The sequence below is a fragment of the Streptococcus mitis genome, from assembly GCF_965111735.1.
GTDB lineage: Bacteria > Bacillota > Bacilli > Lactobacillales > Streptococcaceae > Streptococcus > Streptococcus mitis_DR.
Genome location: NZ_OZ217346.1, coordinates 1,492,417 through 1,508,082, shown reverse-complemented (window position 1 = coordinate 1,508,082; position 15,666 = coordinate 1,492,417). Strand labels below are relative to the sequence as shown.

The window sequence follows — 15,666 nt, the reverse complement described above, 5'->3', positions numbered from 1 at the left end:
AAATTTACAAGTGACAAGGAAAAGTTTATAATGGAAGATGAGGAATTTTTCCTAGTGATTAAAATTAAATGAGGAATCTATGTCTAACGAAAACAATCACCAGCAGGCCCAGATGTTACGGGGGACTGCTTGGCTAACGGCTAGTAACTTTATCAGTCGCCTGCTTGGGGCTATTTATATTATCCCTTGGTATATCTGGATGGGGTCTTATGCGGCTACAGCAAATGGTCTCTTTACCATGGGCTATAATATATATGCCTGGTTCTTGCTGGTTTCAACAGCAGGGATTCCAGTTGCGGTTGCCAAGCAAGTGGCCAAGTACAATACCATGCGAGAAGAGGAGCATAGCTTTGCCCTGATTCGGAGCTTTTTAGGCTTTATGACGGGATTAGGTCTTGTTTTTGCACTAGTCTTGTATGTCTTTGCTCCATGGCTAGCAGACTTGTCGGGTGTAGGGAAAGACCTGATCCCAATCATGCAGAGCTTGGCTTGGGCGGTTTTGATTTTCCCATCTATGAGTGTTATCCGAGGTTTCTTCCAAGGAATGAATAACCTCAAGCCTTATGCTATGAGCCAAATCGCTGAGCAGGTTATTCGTGTTATCTGGATGCTCCTAGCTACCTTTATGATTATGAAAATAGGTTCAGGAGATTATCTAGCAGCGGTTACTCAATCTACTTTTGCTGCCTTTGTCGGCATGGTAGCTAGTTTTGCAGTTTTGATCTATTTCCTTGCCAAAGAAGGATTACTTAAAAGAGTTCTTGAAACAGGAGATAAGATAAACAGCAAGCGTCTTTTGGTCGACACCATTAAGGAAGCCATTCCTTTTATCCTGACAGGGTCTGCTATCCAGCTTTTCCAGATTTTGGACCAGATGACCTTTATCAATAGTATGAGTTGGTTTACCAACTATAGTAATGAAGACTTGGTTGTCATGTTTTCTTATTTCTCAGCCAATCCTAATAAAATCACTATGATTTTGATTTCTGTTGGGGTTTCGATTGGGAGTGTAGGGTTGCCACTTTTGACTGAAAACTATGTCAAGGGAGACTTGAAGGCGGCTTCTCGTCTCGTTCAGGACAGCATTACCATGCTTTTCTTATTCCTGCTTCCAGCAACGGTTGGAGTAGTCATGGTAGGAGAACCTCTCTATACTGTCTTCTATGGCAAGCCAGATAGTTTGGCTATGGGCTTGTTTGTCTTTGCAGTTTTGCAGTCTACTATTTTAGGTTTGTACATGGTTTTGTCTCCAATGCTTCAGGCCATGTTCCGCAACCGCAAGGCAGTTCTCTATTTTATCTATGGTTCCATTGCCAAGCTGGTCTTGCAACTGCCAACCATTGCTCTCTTTCACAGTTACGGTCCTTTGATTTCTACAACAATTGGGCTCATCATTCCTAATATCTTGATGTATCGGGATATTTGTAAGGTAACTGGTGTCAAGCGCAAGGTGATTTTGAAGCGAACCATTTTAATCAGTTTGTTGACCCTTGTTATGTTCATCGGTGTTGGTGCCATCCAGTGGATTTTAGGATTTGTCTTCCAACCAAGTGGACGTTTGTGGAGTTTCCTATATGTAGCCCTTGTCGGTGCCATGGGTGGAGGTGTTTATGGAGTTATGAGTCTCCGTACCCGTTTGTTGGATAAGGTGATTGGAAAAGCTCAAGCAGATCGCTTACGAATCAAATTAAAGTTAACTTAAAAAATATTTATAAATAAAAGGGATAATTTGAATATTTCTATCATGAAATGCTTGAATTATTCTCTTTTTATTATTTTGAAGAATGATTTCTATAGTTTGTAGATAGAAATTTTATTTTTCTTAAATTTTACTTAAAAAGCTATTGACTAAATAAAACTCAAGTTGTATAATAAGACAAATATTTAAATCAGGAGGTTCTGGAGATGAAACAGTCTAAGGCCAAGTATGCAGCACTTGCAGGTATCGTTTTAAGTGCAGGTATTTTATTAAGCGCGTGTGGAAGTTCTAGCACAGCGTCAAAAACATATAACTATGTTTACGTAAGTGACCCATCAAGTTTGAACTATCTAGCGGAAAACCGTGCAACGACCAATGATATCGTGGTTAATTTGGTAGATGGGCTCATGGAAAATGACCAGTATGGAAACTATATTCCATCTTTGGCAGAGGATTGGAGTGTTTCTAAGGACGGTTTGACCTATACCTACAAACTGCGTAAAGATGCGAAATGGTATACTGCAGATGGGGAAGAATATGCTCCTGTAACTGCCCAAGATTTTGTGACAGGTTTGAAATATGCGGCTGATAAAAAATCAGAAGCCTTGTACTTAGTGCAAGAATCCGTTGCTGGTTTAGATGACTATATCACTGGTAAAACAACAGACTTTTCAACTGTCGGAGTCAAGGCTCTTGATGAGCAAACTGTTCAGTACACTTTGACACGACCAGAATCTTACTGGAACTCAAAAACAACTTCAACGATTCTCTTCCCTGTTAATGCGGATTTCTTGAAATCAAAAGGGGATGATTTTGGGAAGGTAGACCCATCTAGCATTTTGTACAATGGACCTTTCTTGATGAAATCCTTTGTTTCAAAATCTGTCATTGAATTCAAGAAAAATCCTAACTACTGGGATGCTAAAAATGTCTTTGTAGATGATGTAAAATTGGCCTATTATGATGGTAGTGACCAAGATGCACTGGCTCGTAACTTTGTCGAGGGGGCTTATAGCTACGCTCGTCTTTATCCAAATAGTTCAAGCTTTGAAGGGATTAAAGAGAAGAATAAGGACAATATCATCTATAGCTTGCAAGATGCTACTTCTTACTTCTTAAACTTTAACCTAGACAGAAAATCTTATAAATTCACTTCCAAGACAAGTGATGCTGAAAAGAAATCGACTCAAGAAGCCGTTCTTAATAAGAACTTCCGTCAAGCTATTAACTTTGCCTATGATCGTACAGCTTACGGGGCTCAATCTCAAGGAGAGGATGGTGCAACTAAGATTTTGCGTAATTTGGTTGTTCCACCAAACTTCGTAAGTATCAACGGAAAAGACTTTGGTGAAGTAGTAGCCTCTAAGATGGTGAATTATGGTAAGGAATGGCAAGGAATCAACTTTGCGGATGCCCAGGATCCATACTACAATGCTGAAAAAGCCAAAGCCAAATTTGCTGAAGCTAAGAAAGAACTCCAAGCTAAAGGAGTTCAATTCCCTATCCACTTGGACATGACAGTTGACCAAGCTGCTAAAAAGGGTGTCCAAGAGGCAAACTCTATGAAGCAATCTATTGAGGCAGCTTTAGGTGCAGAAAATGTTGTAATTGATATTCAACAACTCACTACTGAAGATTATGACAATACAAGCTATTTGGCTCAGACAGCAGCTCAGAAGGATTATGATCTTTACAACGGTGGTTGGGGTCCTGATTACCAAGATCCTTCAACCTATCTTGATGTCTTTAATGTTAATTCTGGTGGTCTGATGCAAAATCTAGGTATAGAGCCAGGTGAAGCCAATGACAAGGTCAAGGCTGTTGGACTAGATGTCTACACTCAAATGTTGGAAGAAGCCAATAAGGAACAAGATCTTGCAAAACGCTATGAAAAGTATGCTGAGATCCAAGCGTGGTTGGTAGATAGCGCTTTAGCAATTCCAAATGTTTCTAAGGGTGGAACACCAGTATTGAGAAAAACTGTTCCTTTCTCAGAACCATATTCATTAGCTGGTAATAAAGGTATTGAATCATATAAATACCTCAAAGTACAAGATAAGACAGTCACAAAAGATGAATATGAAAAAGCCAAAGAAAAATGGTTGAAAGAAAAAGAAGAATCCAATAAAAAAGCCCAAGAAGAATTGGCAAAACACGTCAAATAAGGATTTTTCAAGAAAAACGATGGTTTCGAAAGAAGCTGTCGTTTTTTTATAGAATGATGACGAATTTGGAAGAAAAGTGCTTACATTTTTTAAATTGTTTATTAAATTTATGATATAATGAATATAATAAAAAGTGTGAGAAGCTATTTTTTTTAATTCTCTTCCAGTGTTAACTAAAGTATGCACATGCTAGGATGATTTTATAGGAGGGGTGCCATCTACTGGAAAAGTAAGATAATACTCTTCGAAAATCAAATTCAAACCACGTCAGCTTCACCTTGCCGTACTCAAGTACAGCCTGCGGCTAGCTTCCTAGTTTGCTCTTTGATTTTCATTGAGTATAAAACGCAACAAATGATAAGTTATTCTTTATGTGAAGAGTTCTTATCTGCCGATTTACTAATCGTTATGGAGGTAACATTATGGGCGCTATTATGGAATTTGCGACAGAAAAACAGATTGCATCATTTCTATCAACTTGTCACATTGAAGGGCAAAAGAATTTTCTGATGGCCTTCAAGAAAAAGACATTGTTGAAATCCTTTTTTGATTTCTTCGTTGTAGGAGGAAGTTACTATGTTCAGTCAAGCGTGAAGCCTAAGATTCTGGCATTCACACCTAAGGGAATCTACTTGATGGACATCAGTGATATAACTGAGAATCGTTCTAATCACGTCGTAGAGATGCCTTGGAATCAGGTTAAAGATTTTACTTATAAGCCAGTCTTGAATGCAGTTAGGCTGAATTGGAATTATCAAAATGAAGCCTATATTTTTTCCGTGGATGTCGGTCAGGTTAGTCAGCATGTGGGCCAGTATCAATTTAACAAAGAGCATTATGACTATTTAGCCCAACAGGATTTCTTTCAGTCTAAGTAAGCCCTAACAAGGATTTTCACAAAAGAATCTGGAGTGTTTTCTGGATTCTTTTTTAGCTTTACTCGATAAGTGTATAGTTTAAAACTATAACCAGCTCTTGAAAAGAAGAAAATGAGTTGATGAAAATAAGTGGTACAATAGTTACTATAGATTTGGAGGTATTGTATGAGCAAGGAATTACACATCAACACAATTTTGGCCCAGGCGGGTATCAAGTCAGACGAAGCGACAGGAGCTTTGGTGACACCGCTACATTTTTCAACGACCTATCAGCATCCAGAGTTTGGTAAATCTACTGGTTTTGACTATACACGCACTAAAAACCCAACTCGCAGTAAGGCTGAAGAAGTCTTGGCAGCCATTGAATCAGCAGACTATGCCCTAGCGACTAGCTCAGGGATGTCAGCTATTGTATTGGCCTTTAGCGTTTTCCCAGTAGGAAGTAAGGTTTTAGCAGTGCGTGACCTTTACGGAGGTTCTTTCCGCTGGTTCAACCAAGTGGAGCAGGAAGGCCGTTTCCATTTTACCTATGCCAATACAGAAGAAGAGTTGATTGGCGAGTTGGAGAAGGATGTGGATGTTCTCTATATCGAAACTCCAACCAACCCTTTGATGTTGGAATTTGATATCGAAAAACTAGCAAAATTAGCTCATGCTAAGGGTGCCAAAGTGGTGGTGGACAATACCTTCTACAGCCCTATCTACCAACGTCCGATTGAAGATGGAGCAGATATCGTTCTCCATTCAGCAACCAAGTATCTAGCAGGGCACAATGATGTCTTGGCTGGAGTGGTTGTGACCAATAGTGTAGAACTATACGAGAAGCTCTTTTACAATCTCAATACGACAGGGGCAGTCTTGTCTCCATTTGACAGTTATCAATTGATTCGTGGTCTCAAGACCTTGTCTCTTCGTATGGAGCGCTCAACAGCTAATGCCCAAGAAGTGGTTGCCTTTTTGAAGGATTCTCCAGCAGTTAAGAAAGTTCTCTACACTGGTCGTGGGGGCATGATTTCCTTTAAAGTAGCCGATGAAACACGCATTCCTCATGTTTTGAACAGTCTCAAGGTCTTCTCTTTTGCGGAAAGTTTGGGTGGGGTAGAAAGTCTTATTACTTATCCAACGACACAAACTCACGCTGATATTCCAGCAGAAGTGCGCCATTCTTATGGTTTGACAGATGACCTCTTGCGTTTGTCGATTGGGATTGAGGATGCTAGAGATTTGATTGCAGATTTGCGCCAAGCATTAGAAGGATAAGACAAAGATGGGAAAATATGATTTTACAAGCCTGCCTAATCGTTTAGGGCATCATACCTATAAATGGAAAGAAGCAGAAACGGATAGCGAGGTCCTACCAGCTTGGATAGCAGACATGGACTTTGTAGTCTTGCCTGAAATCCGCCAAGCAGTGCAAACTTACGCAGATCAACTGGTTTATGGCTATACTTATGCCAGTGAAGAGTTAATTCACGAAGTTCAAAAGTGGGAAGCAACACAACACGGTTACCACTTTGACAAAGAGGCTCTTGTCTTTATCGAGGGTGTGGTACCAGCTATCTCGACAGCCATTCAAGCCTTTACAAAAGAAGGCGAGGCAGTTCTGATTAACACACCTGTCTACCCACCTTTTGCTCGCAGTGTCAAGTTGAATAATCGTAGATTGATTACTAATTCTTTGGTGGAAAAGGATGGTCTGTTTGAGATTGACTTTGATCAACTTGAGAAGGATTTGGTGGAAGAAAATGTCAAACTTTACATTCTCTGCAACCCTCACAATCCTGGTGGACGTGTTTGGGAAAAGGAAGTGTTGGAAAAGATAGGCCAACTCTGTCAAAAATATGGTGTTTTCTTGGTTTCAGATGAGATTCACCAAGATTTGGCCCTCTTTGGTCACAAGCATCATTCCTTCAATACCATCAATCCTGACTTTAAAGAATTTGCTATCGTCTTGACTAGTGCCACTAAAACCTTTAACATCGCTGGGACAAAAAATTCCTATGCAGTTATTGAAAATCCTAAGTTGCGAGTGGCTTACCAGAAACGCCAGTTGGCCAATAACCAGCATGAAATTTCAGGCTTGGGTTATTTGGCGACAGAAGCTGCCTATCGATACGGTAAAGATTGGTTAGAGGAACTCAAGCAAGTCTTTGAAGACCATATTAATTATGTGGTAGATTTATTTGGAAAAGAGACTAAAATCAAGGTCATGAAACCGCAAGGAACCTACTTGATTTGGCTTGATTTTTCAACCTATGACCTGACTGATGAAAAATTACAAGAGCTGTTGAGAAATGAAGCCAAGGTTATCCTCAATCCTGGTTTGGATTATGGGGATGAAGGAAGTCTTCATGCCCGCCTCAATGTAGCCATGCCTAAATCCCTGCTGCAAGAAGTTTGTCAGCGGATTGTGACGACTTTTGCCAAACTTTAAAAATCCAGCCTTCTAGGAGAAAAGTATCTCTAGAAGGCTATTTTCATAGGGGAAAATATGGTATAATAAAAAGATAAGGTAAAGGTAAAAATATGGCTAAATTGATTCCGGGGAAAGTCCGTATCGAAGGCGTTGCCCTTTATGAAACTGGTAAGGTTGACATTATCAAGGAAAAGAACAATCGGCTCTACGCTCGCGTTGCAGAAGAAGAACTGCGCTATAGTTTAGAGGATGATTTGGTTTTTTGTGCCTGCGATTTTTTCCAAAAGAGGGGCTACTGTGTGCATTTGGCAGCGTTGGAGCATTTTCTAAAAAATGATGAGCGTGGTCAGGAAATCTTGCAGAGTCTGGAAGAAGGTCATGAAGAAAAAGAGGCCGTTGAAACCAAGGTGACCTTGGGTGGCAAATTTTTGGACCGAATCTTATCTCCAAAATCAGACCGAGCCTATGAGTTGTCCGCTGTGGGTCAGGTGGAAGCAGGAAGCAATCATATCTTGTGGACGCTTAGAATTGGGCAAATCAATAGCCAAAAATACTACGTTATTCGGGATATTCCGCTTTTTTTAAGAGTCGTCGATAAGAGAAAACCTTATATGATTGGTAAAACTTATGAGGAGTCTCTGTCTTGGGAAGCCTTTAATGAGGCTAGCCAAGAACTTCTGACTTTCTTACGTGGACTAATGGAGGAAGGACTTAGTCCAGAGCTTTTTTTCCAAAACCAAGGTCGGCACCTCTTTTTTCCTCTGACCTTTTTTGAGCAGGGTGTGAATTTACTGATGACCTTGCCTCATTTTCAATTTGACCATCAAGTGGATAGCTACGAAACCCTGCTTTTTCAGGATTTGCATGCGGATGCCAATCTATTTGCCTTTACAGTAACAGAATACTCGGATTATTTTGAAATGGAAATCAGTGAGAGTCCAAGGGTCAATGTCTTTTATCAGGGAGCTGTGCTTTTCCATAAAGGACAGGTTTATTTTCTAACAGACCAGCAGATGCGCCTTCTCAAGGAAATCAAAGTGCTGCATTTGGATCAACATGGAAAGAAATACCTGCAATTTGATAGCAGTGATAGAGATAAATTGGCTTTTTGTTTAACTCTTTTTAGCCAGATGGGTACCGTTTCAGCTCCAGAACGTCTACAAATCAAAACTTTTGAACCCTCTTTTTATTTTGATAGGGAAGAGGATAATCGGATTCGTTTAGAAATTCAGTTTGATTATGGAGATAAGCAGGTATCTAGCCGACAAGAGCTAGAAGAATTACCATTTTCGAGTGATGCTGACTTAGAAGAAAGAGTTTTCCAAGTCTGTTTGGCAGCTGGATTTGAAGCAGACTTTCAATCTTGGCGTCAGGCCTTAAAAGCAGAGTCTGTCTATCATTTCTTCCATGAAATCATTCCAGTCTTTGAAAAACTCGGGAATGTTGATTTATCAGACAAGTTAGAAGAACTCTATAACCTAGCAAGCCCTCAAGTGCAGATTGCTTCCAAGGGAGGCCTCTTGGAAATTCAATTTGATTTTCAAGATATTGACCAAGAGGAAATTGACCAAGCCATGCAGGCCTTGGTTGCCAACCAAGATTTTTACATTGGTTCGTCTAATCAAGTCTACTTTTTTGATGAAGAAACCAAGAAAATTCGCCAAAATCTACAGGAACTGGGGCAGTTTGAATTAAAAGATGGGACCTTGCAGGCTCGAAAATCTTTGGCTTATAGTTTAGCTTATCTTTTTGAAGGGCGAGACCGTGTTTCTTTTTCACAAGAATTCCAGAATTTGGCCCACGATTTGACGCATCCAGAGGACTTCCCTCGACAAGAAACTCAGGTTCAGGCTGATCTGCGAGATTATCAGGAAAAGGGAATCGGCTGGTTGCAAATGCTCCATTATTATGGTTTTGGTGGGATTTTGGCTGATGATATGGGACTTGGTAAAACTCTGCAGACCATTGCTTTTTTGACTAGTCAAGTGACAAAAGAAAGTCGGGTTTTGATTTTAGCTCCGTCAGGTTTGATTTACAACTGGGCAGATGAGTTTCAGAAATTTGCCCCACAGTTGGATGTGGCTGTTGTTCATGGTTTGAAAGCTAGTCGTGAAGAGATTCTTGACGAGAACCATCAAATCTATGTGACGAGCTATGCTACCTTCCGTCAGGACAGTGATCTTTATCAGGGGATGGCCTTTGACTTCCTTTTCTTAGATGAGGCTCAGGTCATGAAGAACGCCCAGACCAAGATTGCTCAGACCTTGAGACAATTTGTGGTTCCGTCAGTTTTTGCCTTGTCAGGGACACCGATTGAAAACCATCTGGGTGAGTTGTGGTCTATTTTCCAAATCGTCATGCCGGGACTTTTGCCAAGCAAGAAAGAATTTATGAAATTACCAGCTGAGCGCGTTGCTCAGTTTATCAAACCTTTCGTGATGCGACGTAAGAAAGAAGAAGTTCTGACTGAATTACCAGACTTAATCGAAGTGGTTTATAAAAATGAACTGGAAGACCAGCAAAAGGCTATTTACCTAGCCCAGTTGCAACAGATGCGAGACCGTCTGGCTCAAGTGTCAGATCAGGAATTTCAGCGAAGTCGTGTGGAAATTTTATCTGGTTTGATGCGCTTGCGTCAAATCTGTGACACCCCTGCCCTCTTTATGGAGGATTATCAGGGAGCCAGTGGCAAACTGGATAGTCTCCGAGACCTGCTGGTACAGGTGGCAGACGGCGGACACCGTGTCTTGATTTTCTCGCAGTTCAAGGGAATGTTGGAGAAAATAGAACAAGAATTGCCAGACTTGGGCTTGACATCCTTTAAAATTACGGGTTCAACCCCAGCCAAGGAAAGACAAGACATGACCAAGGCCTTTAACCAAGGAGAAAGAGATGCCTTTCTGATTTCCCTCAAGGCTGGTGGTGTCGGTCTGAACTTAACAGGTGCTGATACGGTTATTTTGGTTGACCTTTGGTGGAATCCTGCGGTGGAAGCGCAAGCTATTGGCCGTGCCCATCGGATCGGTCAGGAAGAAACGGTTGAGGTTTATCGCTTAGTGACCAGGGGAACCATTGAAGAAAAAATTCAGGAACTCCAAGAACAAAAGAAACATCTAGTGTCACAAGTATTGGATGGAACAGAGTCACGTGGCAGTCTCAGCCTAGCAGAAATTAGAGAAATTTTGGGAATTTCTGAAGCCAGCACTTGAAAAATCAAGACAATACGCTATAATGAAGTGTTGAAAGGAAATAGAAAATGAGAGAAGAACGATTTCCATTGGTGTCAGATGATGAGGTCATGCTGACTGAGATGCCGGTCATGGACCTGTATGATGAATCTGACTTTATCAGTAATATCAAGGGAGAATACCGTGATAAAAATTATCTGGAGTGGGCCCCTATTACTGAAGAAAAACCAGTTAAACCGCTTGAAAAGCCAGTAGAGAAACCTAAGAAGGCTGGGTTAGGGGTTAAAAAAGAAGGAAAGAGCTATGCTGAGGTGGCGCGTGAAGAAGCGCGTGCGGATTTGAAAAAGAAACGCTCAGCAAGTTATCTGACTAAGGATATTACTCCTACAAGACGCCATTCTCATCCAAGTCTAGTTAGGCAGGGCAATCAACCTACCGCGCCTTTCCAAAAGGAAAATCCTGGTGAATTTGTCAAATATAGTCAAAAATTGACCCAGTCTCATTACATCTTGGCGGAAGAAGTGAGCAATATTTCGACTCAATCTGAGCCAAAAGAAACTTCAGGTCCAAAGAAAAATAATTATGATTTTCTGAAGAAGAGCCAAATCTACAATAAAAAGAATCAACAAAAAGAACAAGAACGTCAGGTTGCCCAAGAGTTGAATCTGACAAGAATTACTGAATAGGGGAGAAAACATGTCAAAGACATATCATTTTATCGGAATTAAGGGATCAGGGATGAGTGCCTTGGCCTTGATGTTGCATCAAATGGGGCATAAGGTACAGGGATCAGATGTTGAAAAGTACTACTTTACTCAACGTGGTCTTGAGCAGGCAGGGATTACTATTCTTCCTTTTGATGAAAAGAATCTAGACGGTGATATGGAAATTATCGCTGGAAATGCCTTTCGTCCAGATAACAACGTCGAAATTGCCTATGCGGACCAAAATGGAATCAGCTACAAACGTTACCATGAGTTCCTAGGTAGCTTTATGCGCGACTTTGTCAGCATGGGAGTTGCTGGAGCGCACGGCAAAACTTCAACGACAGGTATGTTGTCTCATGTCTTGTCTCACATTACAGATACTAGCTTTTTGATTGGGGATGGGACAGGTCGAGGATCAGCTAATGCCAAATATTTTGTCTTTGAATCTGACGAATATGAGCGTCACTTCATGCCCTACCACCCAGAATACTCTATTATCACCAATATTGACTTTGACCATCCAGACTATTTCACAAGTCTCGAGGATGTTTTCAATGCCTTTAACGACTATGCAAAACAAATTACCAAGGGTCTCTTTGTCTATGGTGAAGATGCAGAATTGCGTAAAATTACGTCTGATGCACCAATTTATTATTATGGTTTTGAAGCAGAAGGTAATGACTTTGTCGCTAGTGAGCTTCTTCGTTCAACAACTGGTTCAACCTTCACGGTTCACTTCCGTGGACAAGAATTGGGTCAATTCCACATCCCAACCTTTGGTCGTCACAATATCATGAATGCGACAGCCGTTATTGGTCTTCTTTACACAGCAGGATTTGATTTGAACTTGGTGCGTGAGCACTTGAAAACATTTGCCGGTGTTAAGCGTCGTTTTACTGAGAAAATTGTCAATGACACGGTGATTATCGATGACTTTGCCCACCATCCAACAGAAATTATTGCGACCTTGGATGCAGCTCGTCAAAAATATCCAAGCAAAGAAATCGTAGCAGTCTTCCAACCGCATACCTTTACAAGAACCATTGCCTTGTTGGACGAATTTGCCCACGCTTTGAACCAAGCGGATGCTGTTTATCTAGCGCAAATTTATGGATCTGCTCGTGAAGTAGATCATGGTGATGTTAAAGTGGAAGACCTAGCCAACAAAATCAACAAGAAAAACCAAGTGATCACTGTTGAAAATGTTTCTCCACTCCTAGACCATGACAATGCTGTCTATGTCTTTATGGGAGCAGGGGATATCCAAACCTATGAATATTCATTCGAGCGTCTCTTGTCTGACTTGACAAGCAATGTTCAATAGGAAGTTTTCATGGAAATTCCAATTAAGATCATTCAGGCAAGTAAATCTGATTTGGCTGAGATAGAGGTACTCCAGGCCACATCTTTTCCAGCTGAAAAGCAGCAACCTTCCCATATTTTAGAAGAAAGTATCCGTAAGTGTGCGGATACCTTTCTTCTAGCTAGGGATGAAAATCAGCTTCTGGGCTATGTTCTAGGTGGTCCTTACCCACACAATCCGAAATGTCTAGAAATACATTCTTTAGTCATCGAGGCTGACCATCAGAGACAGGGCTTGGGAACGCTTCTTCTTGCGGCTTTGAAAGATGTAGCAGTTGAGCTGGATTACAAAGCTATTCGTTTGAAGAGTCCGGATGAGTTGCTTTCCTATTTTGAAATGAACGGTTTTATTGATGAAGAAGAGACAGATTCGCTTTATGCAGCTAGTCAAGGTTTTAGTATGATTTGGTTTAATCTCTTTTTTTAGGAGGCAAAATGGAAATTAGGAAAGCAAGATTAGAAGATTTAGATCGGATTGTTGAGATTGAACTAGAAAATTTCTCGATTGAAGAAGCCATTCCTCGCTCTGTTTTCGAGGCGCATTTGCGAGAAATTCAGACCTCGTTTCTGGTTGCAGAAAAAGAGGGTAAGATTATTGGTTATATAGAGGGACCGGTTGGCCCCCACCGCTATCTGCAAGACCAATCCTTTACAGAAGAGATAGAAGATTATAGTCATGAGCCTGGTGGCTATATCTCTGTGACCTGTCTTTCTATTGCCAAGGAGGCACAGGGACTAGGACTAGGTCAGAAATTGCTAACAGCTTTGAAAGAACTAGCTCTTGAACACGAAAGAGAAGGCATTAACCTAACCTGTCATGACTATCTCATTACTTACTACGAAAAACATGGATTTGTCAATGAAGGCCAGTCCCAGTCAACCTTTGCAGGAGAAACCTGGTATGATATGGTCTGGGAAGCTAAAAAATAAGCTAGAAGAGCATGCTAGGTTGCTTTTCTTTCGTTTTTAAGATATAATATTATGGATTGTCAACGAGGAGGATAAACTTTTGAGTGAAAAGCCAAGAGAAGACGAAAAATTAAGCTTTAAAGAGCAGATTTTACGCGATTTAGAAAAAGTAAAACGTAATGAAGGGACTCGCCAAGAGGCCACTGAACTTGCAGAGAAAAAAGAAGCTCTATTTGTCCCTGAAACAAAACTCGCAGATGAAGATGTTATGGTTGCATCCCTATCAGCTGTTGAAAAAATTATGGAGAATGCGCCACGTGTTCCAAAACATCCTAGTGAGGATATGCCTGCATCACCGGCAGATGAATCAAGAGTAGAAGCTCCGATTACTCCTCGTCACCCTAGTCAAGATGTTCCAGCTTCACCAGTTGAAGCAAGTCCATCAAGACCGGTTCCAAGGCCAGAGACTAATCGTCCACAAAAGGTCGAAGAAGATTTCAACGTAACTCCAACAAGAGTAGCTGTTTCTTATAAGACTGAAGCTAAAAAAGAGCCTCAGAAAGAAGTAACAAAACCAGAACCAGTTATGGAAACGGAAGCTGTTGAAGTCATTTCTGAAACTCCGAGTCGTAGTCGTCGTGAGACTGTTAAACCTGTCAAGAAGAAAAAATCACATTTGAAGGCTTTCTTCATTTCTCTACTGATTTTCCTTGCCTTGATTTCGGCAGGTGGCTACTTCGGTTATCAGTACGTCCAGTCATCTTTATTACCAGTTGACGCTAATTCTAAGAAGTATGTAACTGTTCAAATCCCAGAAGGAGCCAATGTCCAAGAAATTGGCTCAGCACTTGAAAATTCTGGTGTGATTAAACACGGAGTGATTTTTGCTTTTTATGCTAAATATAAGAATTATTCAGATTTGAAGGCTGGATATTACAATTTGCAAAAGAGCATGAGTACAGAGGATATCATTAAGGAACTCCAAAAAGGTGGTACTCCTGAACCTCAAGAACCTTCACTTGCAGATTTAACGATTCCAGAAGGATATACGATTGATCAAATCGCCCAAGCTGTAGGCCAATTACAAGGTGAATTTAAAGAGCCTTTGACAGCGGAAGCTTTTTTGGCTAAAGTTCAAGATGACAACTTTATCAGTCAAGAAGTTGCTAAATATCCAAACCTACTCGAAAGCTTGCCAACGAAAGAAAGTGGAGTTCGTTATCGTTTAGAAGGATTCCTCTTCCCAGCGACATACTCTATCAAGGAAAGCACAACTATTGAAAGTTTGATTGATGAGATGTTGGCAGCTATGGATAAGACCTTGACTCCGCACTATAGTGCAATTAAGTCTAAAAACTTGACAGTCAATGAATTGCTAACAATTGCTTCACTTGTTGAAAAAGAAGGTGCTAAGACTGAAGACCGTAAGTTGATTGCAGGTGTCTTCTACAATCGTTTGAACCTTGGTATGCCACTTCAAAGCAATATTGCAATCTTGTATGCCCAAGGGAAACTTGGTCAAAATATTAGCCTAGCAGACGATGCTGGAATTGACACATCGATTAATTCACCATACAATGTTTATACCAAACCTGGTTTGATGCCTGGTCCAGTAGATAGTCCAAGTCAGGACGCGATTGAAGCAAGTATTAACCAAACAAAGAGTGAGAACCTCTACTTTGTAGCCAATGTTACAGATGGAAAAGTCTATTACGCAGTTACTCAGGAAGAACATGATCGCAATGTAGCTGAACATGTCAATAGCAAGCTTACTCAAAATAGTAGTTCAAACTAAGACTACAAAAATGAGAATCTCAGATAGAGATTCAATACTATCGAAAGAAAGTTGAGAAAAATGGCAGAAAAAACATATCCTATGACCCTTGCGGAAAAGGAAAAACTTGAAAAAGAATTAGAAGAATTGAAATTGGTTCGCCGACCAGAAGTGGTAGAACGCATTAAAATTGCTCGTTCATACGGTGACCTTTCTGAAAACAGTGAGTACGAAGCAGCTAAGGATGAACAAGCCTTTGTCGAAGGACAAATCTCTAGCTTGGAAACAAAAATCCGTTATGCTGAAATCGTCAATAGTGACTCAGTTGCAGATGATGAAGTAGCGATTGGTAAAACAGTCACTATCCAAGAAATTGGTGAGGACGAAGAAGAAGTTTATATTATCGTAGGTTCAGCCGGTGCGGATGCCTTTGCAGGTAAGGTTTCAAATGAAAGCCCAATTGGACAAGCCTTGATTGGTAAGAAAACAGGTGACACAGCAACCATTGAAACACCTGTTGGTAGCTATGATGTAAAAATCTTGAAGGTTGAAAAAACAGCCTAAGAAC

Annotated in this window: 12 protein-coding genes; all 12 read left to right on the top strand. The window is 40.7% G+C overall.

From position 1 onward, the window contains the following. The first annotated feature begins 79 nt into the window (after nucleotides 1-79). The 12 genes from ACLV7W_RS07280 to greA all read left to right on the top strand — a co-directional run bounded on the left by ACLV7W_RS07280 (nucleotide 80) and on the right by greA (nucleotide 15,662). The gene (locus ACLV7W_RS07280; protein ID WP_411865704.1) at nucleotides 80-1,702 is read left to right on the top strand and encodes a putative polysaccharide biosynthesis protein; all 1,623 of its coding nucleotides are present in this window, start codon (nucleotides 80-82) and stop codon (nucleotides 1,700-1,702) included. 203 nt (nucleotides 1,703-1,905) lie between these two features. Then, on the top strand, nucleotides 1,906-3,864 hold the full coding sequence (locus tag ACLV7W_RS07275) for a peptide ABC transporter substrate-binding protein (RefSeq protein ID WP_411865703.1): 1,959 nt from the start codon (nucleotides 1,906-1,908) through the stop codon (nucleotides 3,862-3,864). A gap of 422 nt (nucleotides 3,865-4,286) precedes the next feature. Continuing rightward, nucleotides 4,287-4,742 (top strand): hypothetical protein, encoded by a 456-nt coding sequence (locus ACLV7W_RS07270; RefSeq protein WP_125393633.1) that lies wholly within the window; start codon nucleotides 4,287-4,289, stop codon nucleotides 4,740-4,742. A gap of 165 nt (nucleotides 4,743-4,907) precedes the next feature. After that, nucleotides 4,908-6,002, top strand: a complete 1,095-nt coding sequence (locus ACLV7W_RS07265) for a cystathionine gamma-synthase (RefSeq protein WP_411865702.1) — start codon at nucleotides 4,908-4,910, stop codon at nucleotides 6,000-6,002. A gap of 7 nt (nucleotides 6,003-6,009) precedes the next feature. Beyond that, nucleotides 6,010-7,176, top strand: coding sequence for a MalY/PatB family protein (locus ACLV7W_RS07260; protein ID WP_411865701.1), 1,167 nt, complete (start codon nucleotides 6,010-6,012; stop codon nucleotides 7,174-7,176). A 92-nt stretch (nucleotides 7,177-7,268) separates the two neighbouring features. Further along, nucleotides 7,269-10,367 (top strand): DEAD/DEAH box helicase, encoded by a 3,099-nt coding sequence (locus ACLV7W_RS07255; protein ID WP_411865700.1) that lies wholly within the window; start codon nucleotides 7,269-7,271, stop codon nucleotides 10,365-10,367. A gap of 47 nt (nucleotides 10,368-10,414) precedes the next feature. Beyond that, complete coding sequence (locus ACLV7W_RS07250) at nucleotides 10,415-11,032, top strand: cystathionine gamma-synthase (RefSeq protein ID WP_411865699.1); 618 nt, start codon at nucleotides 10,415-10,417, stop codon at nucleotides 11,030-11,032. Between the two features lie 10 nt (nucleotides 11,033-11,042). Continuing rightward, the gene (gene murC, locus ACLV7W_RS07245) at nucleotides 11,043-12,377 is read left to right on the top strand and encodes a UDP-N-acetylmuramate--L-alanine ligase (protein ID WP_045612038.1); all 1,335 of its coding nucleotides are present in this window, start codon (nucleotides 11,043-11,045) and stop codon (nucleotides 12,375-12,377) included. A 9-nt stretch (nucleotides 12,378-12,386) separates the two neighbouring features. Further along, the gene (locus ACLV7W_RS07240; RefSeq protein ID WP_411865698.1) at nucleotides 12,387-12,842 is read left to right on the top strand and encodes a GNAT family N-acetyltransferase; all 456 of its coding nucleotides are present in this window, start codon (nucleotides 12,387-12,389) and stop codon (nucleotides 12,840-12,842) included. Nucleotides 12,843-12,850: 8 nt separating this feature from the next. Next, nucleotides 12,851-13,345: a GNAT family N-acetyltransferase gene (locus tag ACLV7W_RS07235; protein WP_049543352.1), complete on the top strand. Its 495-nt coding sequence runs from the start codon at nucleotides 12,851-12,853 to the stop codon at nucleotides 13,343-13,345. A 79-nt stretch (nucleotides 13,346-13,424) separates the two neighbouring features. Continuing rightward, complete coding sequence (mltG, locus tag ACLV7W_RS07230) at nucleotides 13,425-15,119, top strand: endolytic transglycosylase MltG (protein ID WP_411865697.1); 1,695 nt, start codon at nucleotides 13,425-13,427, stop codon at nucleotides 15,117-15,119. A 60-nt stretch (nucleotides 15,120-15,179) separates the two neighbouring features. Further along, complete coding sequence (greA, locus tag ACLV7W_RS07225) at nucleotides 15,180-15,662, top strand: transcription elongation factor GreA (protein ID WP_000818748.1); 483 nt, start codon at nucleotides 15,180-15,182, stop codon at nucleotides 15,660-15,662. The last annotated feature ends 4 nt before the right edge of the window (nucleotides 15,663-15,666 follow it).

Coding starts and splice junctions, on each gene's coding strand:
- greA (WP_000818748.1), top strand. CDS start 15,180: ATGGCAGAAAAAACATATCCTATGACCCTTGCGGAAAAGGAAAAACTT.
- murC (WP_045612038.1), top strand. CDS start 11,043: ATGTCAAAGACATATCATTTTATCGGAATTAAGGGATCAGGGATGAGT.
- ACLV7W_RS07265 (WP_411865702.1), top strand. CDS start 4,908: ATGAGCAAGGAATTACACATCAACACAATTTTGGCCCAGGCGGGTATC.
- ACLV7W_RS07275 (WP_411865703.1), top strand. CDS start 1,906: ATGAAACAGTCTAAGGCCAAGTATGCAGCACTTGCAGGTATCGTTTTA.
- ACLV7W_RS07280 (WP_411865704.1), top strand. CDS start 80: ATGTCTAACGAAAACAATCACCAGCAGGCCCAGATGTTACGGGGGACT.
- ACLV7W_RS07255 (WP_411865700.1), top strand. CDS start 7,269: ATGGCTAAATTGATTCCGGGGAAAGTCCGTATCGAAGGCGTTGCCCTT.
- ACLV7W_RS07240 (WP_411865698.1), top strand. CDS start 12,387: ATGGAAATTCCAATTAAGATCATTCAGGCAAGTAAATCTGATTTGGCT.
- ACLV7W_RS07235 (WP_049543352.1), top strand. CDS start 12,851: ATGGAAATTAGGAAAGCAAGATTAGAAGATTTAGATCGGATTGTTGAG.
- ACLV7W_RS07260 (WP_411865701.1), top strand. CDS start 6,010: ATGGGAAAATATGATTTTACAAGCCTGCCTAATCGTTTAGGGCATCAT.
- ACLV7W_RS07250 (WP_411865699.1), top strand. CDS start 10,415: ATGAGAGAAGAACGATTTCCATTGGTGTCAGATGATGAGGTCATGCTG.
- ACLV7W_RS07270 (WP_125393633.1), top strand. CDS start 4,287: ATGGGCGCTATTATGGAATTTGCGACAGAAAAACAGATTGCATCATTT.